Source organism: Agarivorans sp. B2Z047, from assembly GCF_023373605.1.
GTDB lineage: Bacteria > Pseudomonadota > Gammaproteobacteria > Enterobacterales > Celerinatantimonadaceae > Agarivorans > Agarivorans albus.
This window is the reverse complement of sequence record NZ_CP088080.1, coordinates 1458934-1478451: the sequence shown is the minus strand read 5'-3', so window position 1 is coordinate 1478451 and position 19518 is coordinate 1458934. Positions and strand designations below refer to the sequence as shown.

At 43.7% G+C, this 19518-nt stretch carries 26 protein-coding genes and 1 pseudogene; 9 read left to right on the top strand and 18 right to left on the bottom strand.

Translation table 11 applies throughout. The features are described from left to right. Window positions 1-69 precede the first annotated feature (69 nt). Window positions 70-282: a cold-shock protein gene (locus LQZ07_RS06805; protein WP_016400359.1), complete on the bottom strand. Its 213-nt coding sequence runs from the start codon at window positions 280-282 to the stop codon at window positions 70-72. Window positions 283-557: 275 nt separating this feature from the next. After that, window positions 558-815: a DUF3820 family protein gene (locus LQZ07_RS06800; RefSeq protein ID WP_016400361.1), complete on the bottom strand. Its 258-nt coding sequence runs from the start codon at window positions 813-815 to the stop codon at window positions 558-560. A gap of 87 nt (window positions 816-902) precedes the next feature. On the opposite strand from LQZ07_RS06800, the gene LQZ07_RS06795 reads away from it, so the two are divergent. Then, window positions 903-1184, top strand: coding sequence for a pyrimidine/purine nucleoside phosphorylase (locus LQZ07_RS06795; protein ID WP_016400362.1), 282 nt, complete (start codon window positions 903-905; stop codon window positions 1182-1184). 6 nt (window positions 1185-1190) lie between these two features. After that, the gene (locus tag LQZ07_RS06790) at window positions 1191-1469 is read left to right on the top strand and encodes a hypothetical protein (protein ID WP_016400363.1); all 279 of its coding nucleotides are present in this window, start codon (window positions 1191-1193) and stop codon (window positions 1467-1469) included. 27 nt (window positions 1470-1496) lie between these two features. Here LQZ07_RS06790 and LQZ07_RS06785 read toward each other — a convergent pair whose 3' ends face one another. From LQZ07_RS06785 to LQZ07_RS06775, 3 genes and pseudogenes are all read right to left on the bottom strand, one after another. Further along, window positions 1497-2273: a hypothetical protein gene (locus LQZ07_RS06785; RefSeq protein ID WP_152780077.1), complete on the bottom strand. Its 777-nt coding sequence runs from the start codon at window positions 2271-2273 to the stop codon at window positions 1497-1499. Window positions 2274-2404: 131 nt separating this feature from the next. Beyond that, window positions 2405-2746 (bottom strand): hypothetical protein, encoded by a 342-nt coding sequence (locus LQZ07_RS06780; protein WP_227981108.1) that lies wholly within the window; start codon window positions 2744-2746, stop codon window positions 2405-2407. Next, window positions 2743-3330 (bottom strand): annotated as a pseudogene (locus LQZ07_RS06775) (linear amide C-N hydrolase). The gene LQZ07_RS06780 and the pseudogene LQZ07_RS06775 overlap by 4 nt, the downstream one beginning before the upstream one ends. A 253-nt stretch (window positions 3331-3583) precedes the next feature. Here LQZ07_RS06775 and LQZ07_RS06770 point away from each other — a divergent pair. Continuing rightward, entirely contained in the window at window positions 3584-4474 is an 891-nt protein-coding gene (locus LQZ07_RS06770) for a LysR family transcriptional regulator (RefSeq protein WP_152780079.1), read from the top strand. A gap of 94 nt (window positions 4475-4568) precedes the next feature. Here LQZ07_RS06770 and LQZ07_RS06765 read toward each other — a convergent pair whose 3' ends face one another. From LQZ07_RS06765 to LQZ07_RS06750, 4 genes are all read right to left on the bottom strand, one after another. Further along, entirely contained in the window at window positions 4569-4958 is a 390-nt protein-coding gene (locus LQZ07_RS06765) for a MerR family DNA-binding protein (protein WP_152780081.1), read from the bottom strand. Further along, a complete protein-coding gene (locus tag LQZ07_RS06760; protein ID WP_152780083.1) occupies window positions 4958-7351 on the bottom strand; it encodes a heavy metal translocating P-type ATPase in 2394 nt (797 codons plus the stop codon). The genes LQZ07_RS06765 and LQZ07_RS06760 overlap by 1 nt, the downstream gene beginning before the upstream one ends. Before the next feature lie 60 nt (window positions 7352-7411). After that, a complete protein-coding gene (gene phrB, locus LQZ07_RS06755; RefSeq protein ID WP_152780085.1) occupies window positions 7412-8857 on the bottom strand; it encodes a deoxyribodipyrimidine photo-lyase in 1446 nt (481 codons plus the stop codon). A 70-nt stretch (window positions 8858-8927) separates the two neighbouring features. Next, window positions 8928-9263 (bottom strand): helix-turn-helix domain-containing protein, encoded by a 336-nt coding sequence (locus LQZ07_RS06750; RefSeq protein ID WP_152780087.1) that lies wholly within the window; start codon window positions 9261-9263, stop codon window positions 8928-8930. A 107-nt stretch (window positions 9264-9370) separates the two neighbouring features. On the opposite strand from LQZ07_RS06750, the gene LQZ07_RS06745 reads away from it, so the two are divergent. Beyond that, on the top strand, window positions 9371-10135 hold the full coding sequence (locus LQZ07_RS06745; protein WP_152780089.1) for an SDR family NAD(P)-dependent oxidoreductase: 765 nt from the start codon (window positions 9371-9373) through the stop codon (window positions 10133-10135). A gap of 49 nt (window positions 10136-10184) precedes the next feature. On the opposite strand, the gene LQZ07_RS06740 is transcribed toward LQZ07_RS06745, so the two are convergent. From LQZ07_RS06740 to LQZ07_RS06720, 5 genes are all read right to left on the bottom strand, one after another. Continuing rightward, window positions 10185-10568 (bottom strand): VOC family protein, encoded by a 384-nt coding sequence (locus LQZ07_RS06740; RefSeq protein ID WP_152780091.1) that lies wholly within the window; start codon window positions 10566-10568, stop codon window positions 10185-10187. A 2-nt stretch (window positions 10569-10570) separates the two neighbouring features. Then, the gene (locus LQZ07_RS06735; protein WP_152780093.1) at window positions 10571-10918 is read right to left on the bottom strand and encodes a hypothetical protein; all 348 of its coding nucleotides are present in this window, start codon (window positions 10916-10918) and stop codon (window positions 10571-10573) included. Window positions 10919-10933: 15 nt separating this feature from the next. Then, a complete protein-coding gene (locus LQZ07_RS06730; RefSeq protein ID WP_152780095.1) occupies window positions 10934-11296 on the bottom strand; it encodes a hypothetical protein in 363 nt (120 codons plus the stop codon). Window positions 11297-11428: 132 nt separating this feature from the next. After that, entirely contained in the window at window positions 11429-11656 is a 228-nt protein-coding gene (locus tag LQZ07_RS06725; RefSeq protein WP_016400375.1) for a DUF333 domain-containing protein, read from the bottom strand. A gap of 195 nt (window positions 11657-11851) precedes the next feature. Further along, window positions 11852-12148 carry a Dabb family protein gene (locus tag LQZ07_RS06720; protein WP_152780098.1) on the bottom strand — a complete coding sequence of 99 codons (297 nt, stop codon included), beginning with the start codon at window positions 12146-12148 and terminating at the stop codon, window positions 11852-11854. Window positions 12149-12451: 303 nt separating this feature from the next. On the opposite strand from LQZ07_RS06720, the gene LQZ07_RS06715 reads away from it, so the two are divergent. Continuing rightward, window positions 12452-13705 carry an OmpP1/FadL family transporter gene (locus LQZ07_RS06715; protein WP_152780100.1) on the top strand — a complete coding sequence of 418 codons (1254 nt, stop codon included), beginning with the start codon at window positions 12452-12454 and terminating at the stop codon, window positions 13703-13705. 144 nt (window positions 13706-13849) lie between these two features. Continuing rightward, entirely contained in the window at window positions 13850-14557 is a 708-nt protein-coding gene (locus LQZ07_RS06710; RefSeq protein WP_152780102.1) for an SDR family NAD(P)-dependent oxidoreductase, read from the top strand. Between the two features lie 24 nt (window positions 14558-14581). Here LQZ07_RS06710 and LQZ07_RS06705 read toward each other — a convergent pair whose 3' ends face one another. Next, complete coding sequence (locus LQZ07_RS06705; RefSeq protein WP_152780104.1) at window positions 14582-15154, bottom strand: TetR/AcrR family transcriptional regulator; 573 nt, start codon at window positions 15152-15154, stop codon at window positions 14582-14584. Window positions 15155-15312: 158 nt separating this feature from the next. Between LQZ07_RS06705 and LQZ07_RS06700 the strand changes: the two genes are divergently transcribed. Beyond that, a complete protein-coding gene (locus tag LQZ07_RS06700) occupies window positions 15313-15963 on the top strand; it encodes a peroxiredoxin-like family protein (protein WP_152780106.1) in 651 nt (216 codons plus the stop codon). A 30-nt stretch (window positions 15964-15993) separates the two neighbouring features. On the opposite strand, the gene LQZ07_RS06695 is transcribed toward LQZ07_RS06700, so the two are convergent. Together LQZ07_RS06695 and LQZ07_RS06690 are read right to left on the bottom strand one after the other, a co-directional pair. Next, window positions 15994-16812, bottom strand: a complete 819-nt coding sequence (locus tag LQZ07_RS06695) for an AraC family transcriptional regulator (protein ID WP_152780108.1) — start codon at window positions 16810-16812, stop codon at window positions 15994-15996. Between the two features lie 18 nt (window positions 16813-16830). Further along, window positions 16831-17427 carry a LysE family translocator gene (locus LQZ07_RS06690; RefSeq protein WP_152780110.1) on the bottom strand — a complete coding sequence of 199 codons (597 nt, stop codon included), beginning with the start codon at window positions 17425-17427 and terminating at the stop codon, window positions 16831-16833. Between the two features lie 206 nt (window positions 17428-17633). Here LQZ07_RS06690 and LQZ07_RS06685 point away from each other — a divergent pair, with 206 nt between their 5' ends. Next, window positions 17634-17888: a TIGR02647 family protein gene (locus tag LQZ07_RS06685; RefSeq protein ID WP_016400383.1), complete on the top strand. Its 255-nt coding sequence runs from the start codon at window positions 17634-17636 to the stop codon at window positions 17886-17888. A 61-nt stretch (window positions 17889-17949) separates the two neighbouring features. Here LQZ07_RS06685 and LQZ07_RS06680 read toward each other — a convergent pair whose 3' ends face one another. After that, window positions 17950-18669: a MarC family protein gene (locus tag LQZ07_RS06680; RefSeq protein ID WP_368666385.1), complete on the bottom strand. Its 720-nt coding sequence runs from the start codon at window positions 18667-18669 to the stop codon at window positions 17950-17952. A gap of 248 nt (window positions 18670-18917) precedes the next feature. On the opposite strand from LQZ07_RS06680, the gene LQZ07_RS06675 reads away from it, so the two are divergent. Continuing rightward, on the top strand, window positions 18918-19511 hold the full coding sequence (locus tag LQZ07_RS06675) for a LemA family protein (protein WP_152780112.1): 594 nt from the start codon (window positions 18918-18920) through the stop codon (window positions 19509-19511). Window positions 19512-19518: the final 7 nt, after the last annotated feature.

Genomic DNA, 19518 nt, shown 5'->3' with positions numbered 1-19518 from the left:
CGTATCTGTAAACAAAAAAAAACGCTATCTAAGTGATAGCGTTTTAACTGAAACAGACAACTGCGTTGTTTATAGGGCAGTTACGTTTTCAGCTTGCGGGCCTTTTTGGCCTTGAACAACATCAAACGTTACCGCTTGACCTTCAGTTAAGGTACGGCGACCGTTACCGTTGATAGCGCGAAAGTGAACAAAAACGTCCGGACCTTTCTCTTGTGCAATAAAACCAAAACCTTTTTCATCGTTGAACCATTTAACGGTTCCTGATAATCCCTGACCTGACATTATCGTCCTCTCATATTCCAAGTGCAATTTAACGTATTTGCTAGGCAAGCCAGCGACAAAAATTTAACCACACCTAAAAAATTTAGAACCAGGAAAAACTTTGGACTATCAACAAGCATTGCTAAAGCGTTTTACATTCTCTACTAAATACTCAATAAGATCAGCCCTAAACCGTCAATAAACTGTTAAATTTTGATTAAAGTTCTGAACAAAAGCATTTAGAAATAACACGCTAGCAAAGAGATGAACGAAAAACAACCAGTTAACAAGGAAAGTTATTGATGTTTTGTATCGATAAGTGGCCAGATGATCTTTTCTAAGCCAGCTATTTGAATTTCAAGGGCTAATGCCATTAATTGACCTAATTCTCCATTAGGAAAACCATCGTTGTTGGCAAACCAAAGTAGGTACTCTTCGGGAAGGCGAATAATTTCTCGACCAGCGTATTTTCCAAAGGGCATTTTGTGGCGGGCAACCTTCAGCAATAAGGTTTTATCAAACGGCTCATTTGCCGATAGAAACTGTTCATTCATTATGCAAATAACTCATTAGTCGATCCAAATAGCCTAACATTATGCTAGCCTGCGTTTTTGCACAATCGATTTAAACAAGGAAATGTGATGTTAAAGAGCAACGAGTACTTTGACGGCCAAGTAAAATCAATCGGGTTTTCAGGCAAGGATAAGCCATCATCGGTAGGTGTTATGGCTGTAGGTGAATACGAATTTGGTACAGCTGAGCCTGAGTTAATGGTTGTTGTTGCTGGCGAATTGATTGTTAAACTTCCGGGTGAAACAGAATGGGTAAGCTTTAAAGACGGCCAACAATTCAACGTACCCGGCAATGCTAAGTTTCAGCTAAAAGTACCAACCGAAACAGCTTACCTTTGTGTTTACGGCTAGTTAACAATGCTTAAAAAAGATCCAGAAACCTTACTCAAAAAGCGCCCAGCGCTAATCCATTCTGAAGATGTGAAAGTTGCCTCCCATGTGCAACGCGAAGAAGGTGACTGGATCTTACATACATTAATGATTGCAGGTTACGACGTACCCTTTGTTTACAAACGTAAGCAACGCTACCAAGACTTAAAAGGTGCACGGGTTAATCTTAGCTACTACCCCAGCCACCAACTGCGCGCCGGCTTTGAGTTTGAGATAATGAAGGTGGTTAGACTGCGACGCAGTTAAACCTTTAGCCTGTATCATTTGACTAAACTAGAAAAAATATCTAATCCCCATATATACATCAGAATTTCGCTGCTTTACTAAGCTATCTTCGCCAAGTTTCAACTGTGAATTGTCTAATTCAATACGGGTATTTATCCACCATTTCCGGTCATTGGTTAAAGGTGAGTTAAGGATCAGTTTTGTTGATACATTCTCAGTTTTAATGCTGTTTCCGCTCACCTTTCTGTATTCAGGCCAAATCATCATAAATGCACCATTGCCACCAATTGGAATCGATGCCGCGATAGATAGGTTAACGCCATTCACATCTTCTTTAATGCCGTTAATTTCCATGTTCCCAAACACATAACCTGCCATCGGGAATAACATAAACCCAGGTGTGAACTGCTGATTTATTGCTGCAACCCCACCCAATGCGAGTAAATCAGACTTGATACTGGAAGAGCGCACATTGATATAGTCAGCAGAGAGACCTGCTCTTGGCATAAAGCTTGAGCCGGTATCAGCAACCTGAAAATATTGAAAACGAGAAGAGCCATATTCTAAGCCAAACTCATTGCCAGCATTCTCTCCACTCTTACCAAATTTTGCTTCGGCAAGCAGGGCGAATTGATGAGCATTATTGTATCCACCGGAAATCATGCCGACAGGCATAACATTACTATTACCACTCACCATGAGTGCGGCTTGAGTGTAAACCCTTGTGAGGTCTGAAGGATCAATCTCTTTATCGATGGTTTCAGAGAAAGAATTTAAAGAAAAAAGTGAGAGTGATACAAACAGTACCAAGTATTTTGACGTCATTTTACTATCCAAGGAAGGAGGCGAAAACGCCTCCCGTATAGGTTTGCGAACTTCTAGAGAATTGATGTCATAGAAACCCCGAAACAAGTCGTGAAACTTTTTCGCAGTATCTAATCAAATAGAGGACTGGATTAGTGAGTAGCGTAGTGCGCCATAACACCGTTATTTTGGGTAAACTGTCCCGTCACATCGCCAAATAAATCGGGGCTATCTGCGGCAAGGTGGTAATTTTTACCGTCATTCAGTTTGTCAAAATCGACAAAGAAATGGGTGTAAGCGTCACCAAACTGATAGCGAATTTGCATCACTTTTTGATCAAGGTTGTAGCCCACAGAGTAAATAGTTGCATACCCACGCATTACACCTGCAGCGTCTGGGCGATTAGCAGCATCTAATGGAATTTTATAAGTAACGCTATCTAGCTTGGCCAAGCCGTTTGTGTAACTCGTAGGCTCTTTTAGCTGCGATTTCATATACTTGTTCCAAACAAAACGCTGCGCAGAGTTAATATTGCCTGGTATTGGTATTCGCCATCTATCACATCTTCAGAGGCTGGTTGTGCTTCACTCCAGTTGGTAAGATGCTGCTGGAATGTAGGGCTATTAGTCATTACGTCATACTGCTTGCCGTGATAAATTTTCCAGCCCTCATCAACAAATTCAAGAATTGCAGAATCGCCATTTTTGTCCTGAATAGAATAATGACCACGCATCGAATGACCATTGTGCGAAAACTGTTGAATCTCAATCTCATTAATATTTTCTAAAGCTTCTTCAACAGTCGCAAAGTTATCCAGTAAATAAGCCACAAACACCGCATTTGAAACCTGCGCTAATTCGCCCTATAAATCACCTGCCGATTCTTCGTCTAAGAACAAGCCATTAGCAGAGAAGCCAACCTCATTAAACCCATCAACAATTCCGATACCATATAGTGTCATGCCAATTGAGGCGTACTTAGACGTCCAAGTTTTACCTAGCTCACTGCTATGCCCCTTGTAAGTCTGCCCTGAATGACGAACTTCTATGGTCGGTTGATTCTCTTCCATCCAATCCATCGTACGGCTCACAAATACCCCGTGGTTTTCAGTCTCCCAAATAATTCGAGAACAAGCCTCGGCCGTAGTTGCTATTGCAGTAACTGCCGACGCTGCCAACAGGGCTACCATTAATTTGCTTTTGCTACTTATCATTTTGTTGCCTTTTAATCATTCCGATATTGAAAAGACTTTAACCACTCACTCACAACAAATAAAATCACCTACGTTGTATAATATGCAACATAAGTAAGATATCGATGAGGAACAAAGTGTGCCGAGAGCATCATTTGATCAACTAAGTGCATTTGTTGCCGTTGCTGAAGAAGGGTCATTTAGTAAAGCAGCAAGAAAACTAAATAAGGACCGCTCTACCCTGCATCGACAAGTTGCAGATCTTGAAATAGATTGGGGAATAGCTCTCTTTGAGAGAGAAGGAAAAGCCCCCAAGCTGACAGAACAAGGGGAAAGCTTAGTGCGCGCTTCTAGGCTGATCATTTATCAAATGAATGCCCTCGAATCTGCCACCGATAGCCTACATTTAGGCGATAAAACACAAATATCCATTTGTCATGACTCTTCCATTTCGAGCACGGCAATACAGCAAATGGACCATGCAATTCGATCTCAACACCCGATGACGGTAATCAATTGGCTGTCACGATCCCGAAAAATGGCATTAGCGCTATTGGTAGAAGGACAAGCTGATTTTTGCATCACGCTAAACCAAGGGGCTCTGCATCCAGATACAGGAGTAAGCTTCATCAATCTGGGTTATCCAGAGTTTAACTATTACGCTCATAAACACTCTCCGCTTGCGAACAAGCAGCAGGTATCGTTACCAGAGCTACAGCTTCATCGACAATTTGTGTTGGAAGATCTTGAACAAAGCATGTTTGGCCAACAAACTCTTATTTCATCACAAACAAGTTCGGTGAGTGAAGCTATGGCCCTAGTTAAGCTTCTTGAGTTAGAGGGATTTGCCCTACTCCCTACCAATATGGTTGAAAAACATCACACAGAACTAGTTCCTTTAAATCTTGATTTTGCATTGCAATCGGGAAGGCTTGGTTACGTTTTACTCTACCCCTCAAGCGCCCTCAAAAAACCGTGGCAACAAGACATTATCGACGTAGTTGGCAATTGGTTTAAACATACATGTTAGATTAAACGCTAACAGCGGGCTCTATTAAGCTACTAGCATTCTTGCCACTTAGCCTCAGCGAGTAGATTAAACAGCGCTATTGGAGAAAATTACTTTAGCTAGCCGCTAAGCCATCGATTATCGGGCAATCTGGACGAGCATCACCGCGACAGCAATTCACCATGCTGGTTAAGCTTTGTTGTAGTTGCTGCAACTGCTCTATGCGTTGCTCAATCTCGGTGAGGTGTTCGGTGGCTATGGCTTTTACTTCGCTGGCGCAGCGCTGCTTATCTACATACAACGACAACAGCTGCTGACTTTGTAATAAGCTAAAACCGAGCTCTCGGCAATTGCCTAAAAAGCGTAAATGAGTGACTTGCTCTTGGCGATAATAACGGTAACCATTGTCGGCTTTTATGGCTTTAACCAAACCAACATCGTGGTAGTAGCGAACCGTTTTTACCGACAGACCGCTTAGCTTGGCCACTTCTCCAATTTTAAACATTACTGCTGCTCCTGCTTAAGTGCTTTAATTGGGCTTTGCCAATAATTAAGTCGCACTGCATTACTTACCACACACACCGAGCTTAAGGCCATGGCCGCCCCAGCAAAAGCGGGGTTAAGCAAACCCATCGCGGCAATAGGAATACCAATTACGTTGTATATAAAAGCCCAAAACAAATTTTGCTGAAGGGTTCGCCAAGTTTGCTTGGCAAGCGCAACCGCTTGCGCAATCAATAAAGGATCATCTCGCATCAACACAACATCGGCGCTGTTTAGGGCAATATCACTGCCTCCGCCCATGGCAATGCCTACCTCAGCCTGCGCTAAGGCTGGCGCGTCGTTAACCCCATCACCCACCATCATAACGGTGGAATGTTGCGCTTGCAGTTTGCCTATCTGCTTGAGCTTTTGCGCTGGTAGTAACTCTGCTTGCCAGTGTTTAATGTTAACTTGTTTAGCAAAGGCTTTAGTAACAGGCTTAGCGTCACCACTTAATAAATGAGTCCTTAGATTTAGTTTTTGCAGCGCACTCACCGCTTGTTTTGCGTCTGGGCGAATTACATCTTTAAACGCCAATAGACCAAGCAACTCGTTAGGTCTTGCGACATATACAACGGTAACCCCCTGCTGCAGCCATTGTTCAGCTTGCGTTTGTAGTTCTGCAGAGAAAGGCTTAGTAAGCTTATCGGCTAGCTGCTGAGCCACAAAGCGCTGATTTCCTAAAAATACTCGCTGCTCAGAGCTGCTATCGTCGCTTAACTGAGCTTCTATGCCTAATCCTGTGTAACTATTAAAGTAGTGTAAAGGCTGTAAAGGCGTGCCTTCGGCCGCTTTAAGCAAAGCACTGGCTAAAGGATGTTGGCTGCCTTGCTGAGCGCTCGCAGCTAGGGTTACCAGCTCTTGCTGGTTTAGTTTGCTGCTGCTAAAGCTTTTCACCAAGCTGGGTTGACCCTGAGTTAAGGTACCGGTTTTATCAAATACTACATCGCTTACTTTATGACTAAGCTCTAAGGCTTGAATATTACGATACAAAATCCCAAGCTTTGCGCCTCTGCCGGTGCCAGCCACCAAAGCCGTTGGCGTAGCCAAACCCAAGGCACAAGGGCAGGCAATTACCAACACCGACACAGCAGCAATAAGACCCTGATTAACATCGCCATAGATTGTCCAAACTAGCAGACTCGCCAAAGCAATTAGCAGCACCACTGGCACAAAGTAGTGGCTAATTTTATCGACTAAACCTTGAATTGGCGCTTTACCCGATTGGGCTTCGCTCACCAGCTGAATGATTTTACTTAGTGTGCTGTTGCGATTCTCGGCGCTTACAGTAACTTGCAGCAAACCCGAACCGTTTAAACTACCCGCAAGCACCGAGTCCCCCACTTCCTTTTGTAAGGGCAGGCTTTCTCCGGTAATCACCGCTTCCGATACTTCACTGCTACCCCAGCTTACTTGGCCGTCGGCTGCTAATTGCTCGCCTGGTTTAACCAAAATAACATCGCCCACCAACAGCTCGCTTACATCAACTTCTTCACCAATGCCTTTAGCATCCAGCTTTAAAGCACGTTGCGGGCTTAGTTTCACTAAATCGGCAATGCTTTTAGCCGCTTGTTGTTTGGCGCGTGTTTCTAAATATTTGCCCAGCAAAATTAAGCTGATGATGACCGCTGCTGCCTCAAAATATAAATGCCCGGTTTGGCCATTCATCCACAGGTAAATACTGTAGAAGTACGCGGTACTGGTGCCCATAACCACCAAGGTATCCATAGTGCTAGAGCCTTGCTTTAAGGCCTGCCAAGCGCCTTTATAAAAGGCCAAACCTGCATAAAATTGCACTGGCGTGGCCAGCAGAAACTGCGACAATGCGGGAAGCGATAAACTGCTAAATATCATTGGCATTACCAATGGAATTGACAAGGCTATGCTGAATAACAATCGCCAAGGTATGAAGTGTTTGGCACTAGGCTGGGAGCTTGCGGTGCTTTGTTTAACGCTAAAACCATTACTGACCAGCGTTTTTTTCACTTGAGCTAAAGTTTGTGTATCTGGCAGAAGCTCAAAGCTAAGCTGATTTAAAGCTAAGCTAACACTTACTTTATCGATGCCTTGTTGCTTGGCTAAAGCGGATTCTAACTTACTCACACAGCTTGCGCAGTTTAACCCTTCAATTTGCCAACAGTGACGAACAAAGGGAATATCAAAACCTTGCTCACTTAGCTGTTTACGAAGTTGCGGCAATGCACCAGGGCTGGAGGTATCAAGTCGAACTTGATTTAAAGCCAAATTAACCGATGCATCGCTTACATCGGGATGTTCCGAAATAATTTTTTCAACCTTTCGAACACAGCCAGCACAGCGTAAACCTTGTAAGGGGAAGACTAGCGAGTTAGTCATTTTCTACTCCAACAGCATTAGCACTTGGAGTATAGTGTCAACCCTCCCGTAAGAGGAAGGTCAAGCCTTGTTTTTAGCTTGTTCGAATAAATGCAAAGCTTGTTTGCGCTGCACTACATGATCTACCACCGGTAAGGGATAGTTCAAAGACACCCCATGTTTATTGGCCCAAGTATGCGGTCTATGCACATGCTTGCCCGGAATGTTAGCCAGTTCTGGCAACCAAGCCCGAACAAACTCTCCATCCGGATCAAATCGCTGAGCCTGGGTTGTCGGATTAAAGATACGGAAATAAGGCTGAGCATCAGTGCCAGTAGACGCTGCCCATTGCCAGCCACCATTGTTAGAAGCAAAATCACCATCAATTAAATGCTGCATAAACCAACGCTCACCGTCACGCCAGCTAAGCAATAAATCTTTAGTTAAAAAGCTGGCAACCACCATGCGCAGACGATTGTGCATCCAGCCTGTTTGTTTAAGTTGCAACATGGCGGCATCAACAATTGGGTAACCGGTTTTGCCTTGCTGCCAAGCCTTAAGTAAGTGCTCATCATCTTGCCAAGCGACCGATTCGGTCCATGTTAGGTAGGCGCTGCCTTTACACAGCTGAGGGTTAACGGCCATTAAATGGCGATAAAACTCCCGCCAAATAATCTCACTTAACCAAGTAAACGCCCCGCCCTGCTGGCTGGCAATGGCCTCGGCATGGTCGAGATAGATTCTGGCTAAACATTGCCGCGCAGACAGCATGCCCAAGGCTAAATAGGCCGATAATTTACTGGTTGCGTTTAGCGCTGGCATGTCACGCAAATCGTGATAATCAATGGCCTTGCTGGCGCTAAAATCGCGCAACTGCTGAATGATTTGTTGGTCTTGGCAACTCCAAGCACTGCTATCTACCCGTGGGTAATTACAGTCAATCGTTTGTGGGTGATTAAGTAAGCTCAACAACTGCTCATTAAGTAAGGATTTGTCTAGCGCTTTAGGGCTGCCTAAGGGGCTATAAGATTGCTCACTTAAACTTGCTAACCAGGCCTTACGAAAGGGAGTGAATACTTTAAAGTTCTCGCCACTTTTTGTAAGCACCTGCCCAGGCCGAACTATGCATTCTCCGTGGTAACGATGAAAGCCAATAGCTTGCTGGCTTAAAGCCTGTTCAACAGCTTGATCACGGCGCTGTTCGTTTAGCTCGTATTGATAATGGCAATAAACCTCTGAGATTTGGTATTGCAGACATAGCGATAACAAGCATTCTGGCACCTGCTGGTAGCTCTCTAACTCAAGCACCAGCAAAGGAATATTAAGCGCAGCTAAATCTTGGCGTAATTGAGTTAAACGCCGCAGGATAAGATCGGCTTGAATCGGAGCTAAATCATGCTGCTGCCATTGTTTACTGCATAACGTATACACCGCTAACACGGCTTTTCCACTAGCCACAGCAGCGCTTAGTGCTTGGTTATCTTTGCTGCGTAAATCGTTTCTAAACCACAGTAATTGCGTGCTCATTGGCTACCTATAGTAATCTCGTCAACTTGCTTATAACGTAGCTAAAAGCTAAAGGGATCAATAAATTAAGCTACTGAGCCAATTCTTGCTGCAGCTCTTCAAGTTGCTCCAGTATGCGTAAGAACTTGTCGCCAAATGCCGTCACTTGATACTCCACCCGCGGTGGCACTTCTGCATATTCAATTCGCTGTAAGATGCCAAACTCGAGATTCTTTCGCAGGCATTCATTAAGTACTTTTGTTGATAAACCCTCCACATTGCGCACCATTTCTCCGGGACGATTTATGCCATTTGCCAATAATTGATACACCGTTAACGACCATTTACAGCCATAAATAGTTTCAACCATACGAGCACTACGTTCAGGTGCCGATTTTCGGGAAAATAATAATTCTTTATTTTTCATTAAGATGTACTCAAAAGTACCTAGGGTACTGGTTTGTGCCTACTTTTCTTGATAACTCAATGTTCCATAAGATGAACCTGAACTCAAACACTTGTAAAGGATTTATCATGACACAACCTACTCTGTCTTATAGCTTAATTATCGGTGGTTCTAGTGGAATTGGGTACGCCACAGCCAAACAGCTTTTAGCACAAGATAAAGCAGTTATTCTTGTTGGGCGTTCGCTACAAAAGCTGGCTAAAGCAAAGCAAGAGCTATCATCATTAGGTGAGGTTATCACTTGGCAGTTTGATTTATACCAGCCAGAACAAGTCGCCGAGCTACAACAAAAAATTAGTAATTTTGGTGCCATCAAGCAACTAGTGAATGCTGCTGGCTACTTTAAGCCCACTGCCTTTTTGCAACACAGCGAAAGCGACTACCAACAATACATGCAGCTTAACCAAGCCTTGTTTTTCATTACCCAAGCCGTGGCAAAAAACATGATAAAACATCAAGGCGGTAGTATTGTAAACATCGGCTCGATGTGGGCCCAGCAAGCGATTAAAGCTACCCCATCTTCGGCTTATTCAATGGCCAAAGCAGGATTACATGCACTTACTCAACACCTAGCGATGGAACTAGCCGAACACAAGATTCGAGTTAACGCTGTTGCGCCAGCGGTAGTTAAAACCCCCATTTACCACGCTTTTATTGAGCCGGAAGCCTTAGATGAGAGCCTAGCGTCTTTTGATGGTTTTCATCCAATTGGTCGAATTGGCCAAGTAGACGATGTAGCTAACACCGTAAGCTTTTTACTCAGTGATAAAGCAGATTGGGTAACCGGAGCAATTTGGGATGTAGACGGCGGAGTAATGGCCGGCAGAAACTAAACTGCTGCTGAGCATTCAACAATAGCTGTGGCTGTGGCTAAGGGTACAGCTATTGCTGATACAGCTCTAAAGGCAGGCCGTCGGGGTCACTAAAGAAGGTGAATTTTTTGCCGGTATAAGGGTCAACTCTTACCGGCTCCAGCTCTATCCCTTTTGCTATTAACAAAGCAGCCGTTTGCTCTACATCTTCCACAGCAAACGCTAAGTGGCGCAAACCTTGCGCCTCTGGGTAACTTGGCCTTGTAGGTGCATTAGCAAAAGAAAACAACTCTATTTGCTCGCCGCTGGGCAAGGCTAAATCCAATTTATAAGAATCTCGCTGTTCTCGGTAGTGTTCGGCAATTACTTCAAGGCCCAATAACTCACAATAAAAGTGTTTTGAACGGGTATAGTTAGAGCAGATTATCGCCACATGATGAAAAGCCTTAAACATGGTTACTCCTCGGTAATAGGTGGCTCAGCCTGTTGCCAAAAGAAGGCACTAAGGCCCGAAAGACTCATCGTAAGCATTAAGCCCGCCATTAACCAATTACTAGGCGATAAATGAAAACTGCCGCCTACGGTAGCCGCTAACATTAACAAGGCTAAACCTAACAGCGCTAGTGCGCCGCAAATTCTTGCTAATAATATCGCTATATAATCTAAGCTTTTAAAATACAAAGATAAGATGACAAAAGAAGCTAGCGCCAAAAACAACAACGGCCACCAGCTCAAACCAAAAATAACCAAACTGCTTAAACTGGTTACCGCAGTACAAATAGAAAAAAATAAACGCGCTAGCAAAACAACAATCCTTTATTACGAAGAGGGAACATTACAACTGTCGGGCACAGCCTGTTGCCAATCGAGTATTTTATCCAAACGTAACACTGCGGGGTACTCTTGAGCATATCCATCGGTCGCGGCTGGAAGCAGCTTAGCTTCAGCTTGAACGTAAATGGCTTGGTAAGGTTCAGTGGTATTGAGTTGGTAGAATTCGATGAGATCGGCTACTAGGTCTTGATCGGCTTGCCACCATAATGCCGAGCGACCGCAAGGTATAAACTCTCTCACCTCATGACCAAAAATAAAACGCCCGCTATATACCTTGGGCTTTTCTCCACAAGCAGTAAGGCTTAACACACTGCCAATAAGCATTGCCGTTGCACTTAGCTTTATCATTTCCAACCTACATAAAACAGGCTTGTTCAGCCACGCATCGATTGTTGTAAGATATCTTGTAACTGAGAAAAAATCGAAGTAAAAAACCTAAATTAACTGGTTAAACATCTAAAGTGCTAGACCAAGCTATTGTCATTCTAAACTGGCGCGATAAAAGTCCCATTGTTCAACAACCCGCCCGTCGGTAAAGTGGCAATAGCCCACCTCCCCTTCAGCGGTTTTCTTAATCTGTGGGTCTCCACCTTGTTCTACACAATATACTGATGCGGGATTAGCCATACTTACAGAGGCAGAATCTTCCTGCTCTGAACCGCAGGCTACCAACCAAGTGACTAGCAGACCAACAACTACAACTTTCATTTGCAAACTAAGCCTCATACAACAACGCATTTACTCGCATAAATTAGCAACACCAAAGGTGTTGTTTAATAAGCCAAGCATAATTGATTAAAAACACAGCAACAAGTTAATCTAAGCTGGTTAGACCTAAAACAATGGTTATTACACATTAGCCGCCGAGGTTTGCTCACAAATAACTACAGCCGTTAAAATGCTTTATAGAGTGAAATCAAAAACAATGATGTCTTCGAGCAAAGGTACAAAATGGTGTTTTAGACGCTCATGGTCTGGGTGAGGTAAATAGTGTTGCCGCGCAGCTTCATCAGCAAAGGTCATTATTACACTGTATTGATAGTTTTTGTTTAAGGCTTCAGGGCTATCGTTTCGCCCCCATTCAACCTCAAGTACTCCCTCGATTTTATTTGGAATATCTAAAAAATTTTGCCGAGCTTGCTGAATGTTTGCATCACTCACTTCAGCCTTAAACTTAATCAAAAGAATATGTCTTATCATGGCTTGCTCCCGCGAATAAAGCTCTCATTTTTAAACATTAGTTTTACTCCTTCCTACCTCAAGTAATCTAACAGTAATTTAAGTTTCACCATCAATTAACAAAATTATGCACTATAAACCAGACGCTTAGCTTGCAACATTCAGGTCAGACCACCACTTTTAACAATTTCAACATTAGAATATTCGCTCTGGTCGGAGTTGTAGAGGACCGATCACTTGCCTAAGATGCGGAAAATATTACAAAAATAAAACAATTCAGTTACGCCATGCGAACTGAGACACTTATTCGAGAGATTAGAAGTTATGGATAAACGTAAATTAAGTCTAGTTGCAATTAGCGCCTCATTACTTACTGGCCAAAGTTTAGCGGCAGGTTTTCAATTAAATAGCCAATCGGCCACCGGTATTGGTCGTGCGTTTTCTGGTGACGCAGTTATTGCTGATAACGCATCGGTATTATCACGTAACCCAGCAGCCATGGCGATGTTCGACCGCAAAGCGCTGTCATTAGGTTTAACCTACGCAGACGTAGATGTAACTATTAAAGATGTTACCTACTCAACTCCATTCGCAGATGAAGACCTTGGAAGCGAAAATGACGCTGCAGACAACAAAGTTATTCCCAACATCTATTATATTCATCCGATTAATGACTCGTTTGCTGTTGGTGTAGGCGCATTTTCTAACTTCGGAACTGGTACTGATATCAGTTCGTTAAACAATACCGGGGCTTCCTTAACACCGGTCGACTTATTAGGTGAAACTGAGATTGTAACTTCTAATTTTAATGCCAGCGTGTCCTACCGCATTAACCAACAATTTAGCATTGGTGTCGGTTTAGACCTTATCTACGGTGAAGGTAAGCTAAAACGCCAAGGTGAAATAGTTGGTGAGCCCGCAAACCTGGGGCAAGCTACTTTGGTGGATGTAGAAGCTGATGGTTGGGCCTTGGGTGGAATTTTAGGTGCCACCTATGAGATCAACGACAAGAACCGTTTGGGTATGAGCTACCGCATTAGCCCAACCTTTAAAGCTGATGGCAAAGTAGAGTACCAAACACAAAATTATGATGAAATTCATATTCCTCTACCCAACATTTTCCAAATCGCCGGTTACCACGAGTTAAGCCCTAGTTGGGCGGTGCACTACACGGCGCAACATACTAGCTGGGGTGATTTTGAACATATTACTGTTACTGGTTCAAACCCAGACGCCACGGTAAAAAGCTACCAATGGAAGAACTCTTGGTTATTTAGTGTAGGTGGTACTTACACTATCAATCAGAACTGGACCGCGCGCGCCGGTTACATGCATGACAAAGGTGTAGTGGATGAGATTAGCTCACTGTCTATCCCAGACTCAGATCGTAACTGGTATACCGCTGGTGCCAGCTATCACTTAAACAAAAACTCAAGCATCGACTTTGGCTTAGCTTTTGTTCGAGGAGAAGATGTTGAAGTACGAGAGATGAGTGGCATCCCAGGAATTGGCGAAGTAATTGGCCACACTCGCTCAGACGCCATCTACTACTCTATGCAATACAGCCACTTGTTCTAAACATGACTAACAGTGGCAAGCGGCTGCTTGCCACTGAACTTATCACCGTTTTTTCTCCGCTAGCCCTCACTTAATTCCTGCTATTAGTAAACTAGTTAACGCTTCGCCACGTAACCAACTAAAACCAACCACAAAATTCTACCCATGAAAGTATTGGTAACGGGCGGCAGCGGCGGCATAGGCCTAGCTTTAGTTAAACAACTGCTCGAACAAACAACGATTACAAGTGTCACTGCCACTTGGCATTCGAACATGCCTACCTTGCAGCATCCTAAGCTTAATTGGCAGCAACTAAACCTCAGTGATGAAACAGAGATAGCGGCGCTAATGGCCAATATTCACCAACTGGATTGGCTGATAAATTGTGCCGGAGTATTACACTCGCCTCAGTTAAAGCCTGAAAAAAGCTTAAGCCAATGCCAAGCGGCTAGTTTTATGCTGAGCATGCAGCTCAACGCCTTGCCCAGTTTGCTACTGGCAAAACATGCCGCTAAGGCGCTAAAACATAGCCAATCCGGCGTATTTTTAAGTATCTCGGCTAAGCTGGCATCAATTAGCGACAATCGCATTGGTGGTTGGCATAGTTATCGCTGTGCTAAAGCCGCACTCAATATGGCCTTAAAAAACATCGCAATAGAATGGCAACGCACTCACCCGAAAGTATGTGTAGCGGCTTGGCACCCCGGTACTACCGACACAGCCTTATCGAAGCCATTTCAAGCCAATGTTGCCAAACACAAGCTGTTAACCAGCGAACGCAGTGCAACATTGCTGCTGAAGAGAATATATCAACTAAGTCCAGAGCAAAGCGGCAAGTTTTGGTCTTGGGATGACCAAGAGCTAAGTTGGTAGTAACTAACTGGCTAGCCGTTAATTTTAGTGGCTCAAGCCATGCCACGGCAACCAAGCAAGCCCAGTTCGCAAGGCTTGGCGCATGGCTAACTCACTACCTTGGTGGTAGCTATAAACTCGAATACCAAAGATGTGAAGCATAATACAACACGCTTTGGCTTTAGCGTCTTGTTCACCATACTTTGTTTGCAAATAGCCAGCATAAAGCTGCTCTATTTGCTGTAGCTGCTCACTCACAAAACTTTGTAAGTTTGGCTCATCACTAAGCTCAAGCTGACTTTTCACTAAAAAGCAGCTGCAGTAGTCCGTCGCTGCAGACTGGGACACCATGCCATCAAGTATTTCACAGATGCCCAATTCAACAGACTCTGCGGCGTCTAAACTTTTGGTAATTCCCGCTTTAGAGACTTCAGCGTAATGGCTTAAAGACTCTTTAAATAGTGCCTCTTTGTTACCAAAGGCTAAGTAAACACTACCCGGCTTTAAACCAGTATGTTTGAACACCTGTTGCATAGAAGTGGCGTTATAACCCACTCGCCAAAACAAGTTAGCCGACTGCTCCAATACCTGGTCACGCTGAAACTGCATCTTAGCCATTTATCTATCCACTCTACTTAGGTAACTCGGTGTAAGTATACCTTTAGGTAAACAATTAAACATCTTTTTGAACGTTTATTCAAAATTAACTTGAATGTTCATTCAAACACTGCTTGAATGTTCATTCAAAAATAAGCTAACACTTCTAAGGATTGACCATGAGTTTACAAACAGAGATCGCCGATTACATTGCTTCTTTTGTAGCGAAAGCACCACTAGAGGTGCAGCAACTAATGAAACAAGCCACCAAAAACTTAGCCGAGAGTGGTATCGCAGCCAAGGCTCCTCAACAAGGGCAACAACTACCAGCGTTTACCTTACCTAATCATAATGGTGACTCGGTTAGTTTGGCTGAATTACTTAAGCAAGGACCAGCCATTGTGACTTTTTACCGTGGCGGCTGGTGTCCCTACTGCAACCTAGAGCTACGCGCCTACCAGCAAATTTTGCCACAAATTAAAGCCTTAGGAGCAAGCCTAGTGGCGATCACCCCTGAGCTTCCAGATGCATCGTTAAGCACAGCCGAGAAAAATGAGTTGGAGTTTCAGGTGTTAAGTGACGAAAATGCAGAATACGCCAAAAGCTTAGGTATCGTTTTTGCCCTACCCGAAGAGCTACGCCCTATTTACTCATCATTTGGTATTGAAGTAGAACAACATAACGGCGCAGGACAATTTAACTTACCGCTAGCGGTAACTTATGTCATTGCCCAAGATGGTTCTATCGCGAGTGCCTTTGTCGACCCAGACTACACCAAGCGCCAAGAGCCGAGTGATTTATTACCAGTGTTAGAATCGTTAAAGAACTAACTCTGCAGTGCTCCCACAAGGGTAAGCATGCTACACAAAAAAGCCTTGGTACTGCTTAGGTGTAAGTGCCAAGCGCTTTTTGAAATTTCGTTGAAAGTGACTTTGATCAGCAAAGCCTAAATCTAAGGCAGTGTCAGCAATACTGCTTCCTTCGCGCAATAGCGCTTTGGCTCGATTAATTCGCTGATTAAGTTGAAAGGCATGCGGAGACAATCCGTAAACCTGCTTGAAGCTGCGCACTAAATGAAAACGACTAAGCCCGGCCACTTCCGCAAGCTCACTCAAGCTTAGCTGGCTATCTAGCTGATCAGAAATACACTCTTTCACCCTTTTTAATTGCGGTTTAGCTAAACAACGTAAGTCTGCTCGCAATGGGTGTTTTGCCGCAAACTGTTGTTCAAAAAAAGCTATCAACAAGCTTTCTTGCTCTAGTGAGTTTCGCTCTAATTTAATGCAATTAAACAAGCTCTCCAATAAGCGGTAGTTTTGTTTATGACTTAAACAATGCTTCTCGAATGCAAAATAGTCACTGGCAGAACGCGCAAACATCTCTTGTTGCAGTTGCGCTACCCAAGCCGTTTCCACAAACAACATTCGATAGGACCAAGCACCTTGTTTTGGATTACAAGAATGCACATCTCCGGGGTTAATGGTTACGCTATGTCCTTGGCTAATATGATGCTGGCGTTGCATGTTTTTATAAATGGCTTCGCCAGTATCAATAATGCCAAAGGAAAACTCATCGTGAGAATGGCTATGGTAACAAGCTTCAGAATGCTCAGCTTGGCGCAGCTCAACAAAAGGCAGATGGGCACTTCGCTTTAATAAATGCTTTGCAATAGTTGTCATAAAGCCTCACTCATAGAGCTATACAAAAAGCGACAATACCGAAACAGCCAATAGCAGCGCCATTAGCACATTAAATACTCGCATGCGCATTGGAGATCGCAAATAACGGGCAATAAGCGAACCTATCGCGGCCCATGTTCCTACTCCCGCCAAACAAACAATAAGAGAGATGCTGCAAAAAACCAACAGATATAACCATGCTGGCTGCTGTGCCGATACAAATAGACTTACTCCAGACATTGCAACCAACCAAGCCTTAGGATTTAAACCTTGTGCCAGCGCTCCTTGTAATAAACTAGGGGGGTTAGCCAAAGCCCGCTCCGCGTGAGTAACCACTGGTGAACAAGCAACTTTCACCGCTATATACAATAGAAATGCGCCCCCTAAGTATTTTAAAGCTTCCGTTAAACTGGGAAGCCAATACAACAGCATATTTAGCGCTAAGCCCGTTGTAAGCACCACTAAGCTATAACTAACACTTGCCCCAACTACATGTGGCAAGGCTTGCCGAAAACCAAAATTAGCACCAGCACCTGTAGCAATAATATTAACCGGCCCCGGAGATACAGCACCAATAAATGCAAACACCAACATCGACAAAAATATACTCACCATGATCTCCGTATTTCTAACAAAACCAAACTATATGCATTCACCGATAAACTTTATTGAACAAAATTGCGCTAGGTCATTGAGAGATTTTTGCGGCATCACGTAAGCAAACAAAACAGTGCGTAAGGTATCAGTTCTTATCCTGACCGCTTGCGCAATAAGAGTGGGCTTTCTAATGTGGAGATAACAAAAACATAAAGGATGGCACGATGAAATTTACTCCCAATACTATCGCCGAACTCAACTTACTGCTGCAATTTGATATGAGCAGTTTGCAAACCGGGATTAAGGTTCACCATGATGCAGCTCCCGAAGTAATTGCTGCAGCACAAAGCCTGTTTGATAAAGGTTTAAGCACCCTACCCGACGGTGGTTACCTCACCGACTTAGGCATTGAAGTGGCCGAGCACGCTCAACGTTTATTAGCTGTACTTTCTACCAAACCAGAACACATTCCCGCTTAAAAACATCTAATGTGAAAAAACCAAGGCTAGGCCTTGGTTTTTTGCTTTTACTCTATGCAAATCATTTAGAGAACAACATATAGGCATCGTGCACGCCTTGAATTAGCATTTGCATGCCAATAACGGTAAGAATTAGCCCCATCAATCGGGTAGTAATGTTTATCCCATCCTTGCCCACTTTATTTACCAATTTTGGGCCATATAAAAAGCAGATAAAAGTAATTAAACACAGTAAGGCAAATGCGATAACAGTAACGATGATATTTATAATGCCGCCAGAAGCTGAGTAATTCATCGCTGTAGCAATGGTTCCTGGCCCGGCTAGGATAGGCAACGCTAATGGAGATACAGCAATGTCTTTTTCCTCATCATCACTATCACTGCTGGGAGTGTGAGAATGCAGTTTAGAACTCGCACCTTGCAACATATGGTAGCCCACCAGAAAAACTAATATACCGCCGGCTAAACGCAGCGCAGGCAAAGTAATACCAAATAATTCAAATATGCCTTTTCCCAGTAAACAAAAAGCTGCCACGATGCAAAAAGCCGTTGCAAGTGAGCGAAACGCAGTTCGCTTGCGCTCAGCAGTACCTTGGCCGCCAGTTAAGCCAACAAACACTGCAGTATTTGCGATAGGGTTCATCATCGCAAAAAAGCCCATAAATACCGTTATCGCGAGTGCCGCCAATTCATGCATGGTGATATCTACCCAATTATTTTCATCCTTGTGTTCACCTAGCATCGCAGCTTTAGTAGCTAAACTAAAATGCTTTTTTGCCAATGCTGTGGCTTTGTAGCTAGCTTTAACGGCTTCATTTACGTGGCCAACTTCACCAGGCTAACGATCACCTAAACAACAAGCCCAGCTCCACAGCTTTCACCAAATCAGTATTGGCAGCATTTACTTACACCTTGGCAAAAATTAACTTAATCATTTAAGCGTAAACTGCTAGTTAAGCCATGGCATTGTTAGGCTAAATCCGTATCATGCAGATATTAAGTGTTTAATAAATAAAGGAACTTAGGCAAATGGATGTATCACTAATCGTAATTTTGGTAATTATTGCGGCACTAATTTTTTATGTTGTTGGTATCTACAACCGTTTAGTTAGCTTACGTAATCGCTACCAAAACGCCTTTGCTCAAATAGAAGTTCAACTAAAACGTCGTTACGACCTTATCCCTAATTTAGTTGAAACAGCCAAAGCTTATATGGCACATGAGAAAGACACTTTAGAGGCCGTAATTAGCGCCCGTAACGATGCTTCAGCATTATTGCGTGCTGCAGCAAGTGATCCCACTGGAGCAACGCTTAGCAAATTAGCCAGCGCCGAAGGGGCGTTACAAGGTGCCATGAGCAAAATGAACATTGTGATGGAGAACTACCCCGACCTAAAAGCCAGCGATAACATGATGCAAGTGAGTGAAGAGCTTACTACTACAGAAAACCGTGTCGCTTTTTCACGCCAAGCCTTTAATGACTCGGTAACCGAATACAACGAATACCGTCAATCTTTCCCACCGGTATTTTTTGCTGCCCAATTTGGCCATAAAAAAGATGCAAGCTTACTCGAGTTTGCCGACAGTGCTGAGATACAAAACGCCCCTAAAGTGTCTTTTTAAGCACCGG

Coding starts and splice junctions, on each gene's coding strand:
- LQZ07_RS06805 (WP_016400359.1), bottom strand. CDS start 282: ATGTCAGGTCAGGGATTATCAGGAACCGTTAAATGGTTCAACGATGAA.
- LQZ07_RS06800 (WP_016400361.1), bottom strand. CDS start 815: ATGAATGAACAGTTTCTATCGGCAAATGAGCCGTTTGATAAAACCTTA.
- LQZ07_RS06795 (WP_016400362.1), top strand. CDS start 903: ATGTTAAAGAGCAACGAGTACTTTGACGGCCAAGTAAAATCAATCGGG.
- LQZ07_RS06790 (WP_016400363.1), top strand. CDS start 1,191: ATGCTTAAAAAAGATCCAGAAACCTTACTCAAAAAGCGCCCAGCGCTA.
- LQZ07_RS06785 (WP_152780077.1), bottom strand. CDS start 2,273: ATGACGTCAAAATACTTGGTACTGTTTGTATCACTCTCACTTTTTTCT.
- LQZ07_RS06780 (WP_227981108.1), bottom strand. CDS start 2,746: ATGAAATCGCAGCTAAAAGAGCCTACGAGTTACACAAACGGCTTGGCC.
- LQZ07_RS06765 (WP_152780081.1), bottom strand. CDS start 4,958: ATGTTTAAAATTGGAGAAGTGGCCAAGCTAAGCGGTCTGTCGGTAAAA.
- LQZ07_RS06760 (WP_152780083.1), bottom strand. CDS start 7,351: ATGACTAACTCGCTAGTCTTCCCCTTACAAGGTTTACGCTGTGCTGGC.
- phrB (WP_152780085.1), bottom strand. CDS start 8,857: ATGAGCACGCAATTACTGTGGTTTAGAAACGATTTACGCAGCAAAGAT.
- LQZ07_RS06750 (WP_152780087.1), bottom strand. CDS start 9,263: ATGAAAAATAAAGAATTATTATTTTCCCGAAAATCGGCACCTGAACGT.
- LQZ07_RS06745 (WP_152780089.1), top strand. CDS start 9,371: ATGACACAACCTACTCTGTCTTATAGCTTAATTATCGGTGGTTCTAGT.
- LQZ07_RS06740 (WP_152780091.1), bottom strand. CDS start 10,568: ATGTTTAAGGCTTTTCATCATGTGGCGATAATCTGCTCTAACTATACC.
- LQZ07_RS06730 (WP_152780095.1), bottom strand. CDS start 11,296: ATGATAAAGCTAAGTGCAACGGCAATGCTTATTGGCAGTGTGTTAAGC.
- LQZ07_RS06725 (WP_016400375.1), bottom strand. CDS start 11,656: ATGAAAGTTGTAGTTGTTGGTCTGCTAGTCACTTGGTTGGTAGCCTGC.
- LQZ07_RS06720 (WP_152780098.1), bottom strand. CDS start 12,148: ATGATAAGACATATTCTTTTGATTAAGTTTAAGGCTGAAGTGAGTGAT.
- LQZ07_RS06715 (WP_152780100.1), top strand. CDS start 12,452: ATGGATAAACGTAAATTAAGTCTAGTTGCAATTAGCGCCTCATTACTT.
- LQZ07_RS06710 (WP_152780102.1), top strand. CDS start 13,850: ATGAAAGTATTGGTAACGGGCGGCAGCGGCGGCATAGGCCTAGCTTTA.
- LQZ07_RS06705 (WP_152780104.1), bottom strand. CDS start 15,154: ATGGCTAAGATGCAGTTTCAGCGTGACCAGGTATTGGAGCAGTCGGCT.
- LQZ07_RS06700 (WP_152780106.1), top strand. CDS start 15,313: ATGAGTTTACAAACAGAGATCGCCGATTACATTGCTTCTTTTGTAGCG.
- LQZ07_RS06695 (WP_152780108.1), bottom strand. CDS start 16,812: ATGACAACTATTGCAAAGCATTTATTAAAGCGAAGTGCCCATCTGCCT.
- LQZ07_RS06690 (WP_152780110.1), bottom strand. CDS start 17,427: ATGGTGAGTATATTTTTGTCGATGTTGGTGTTTGCATTTATTGGTGCT.
- LQZ07_RS06685 (WP_016400383.1), top strand. CDS start 17,634: ATGAAATTTACTCCCAATACTATCGCCGAACTCAACTTACTGCTGCAA.
- LQZ07_RS06675 (WP_152780112.1), top strand. CDS start 18,918: ATGGATGTATCACTAATCGTAATTTTGGTAATTATTGCGGCACTAATT.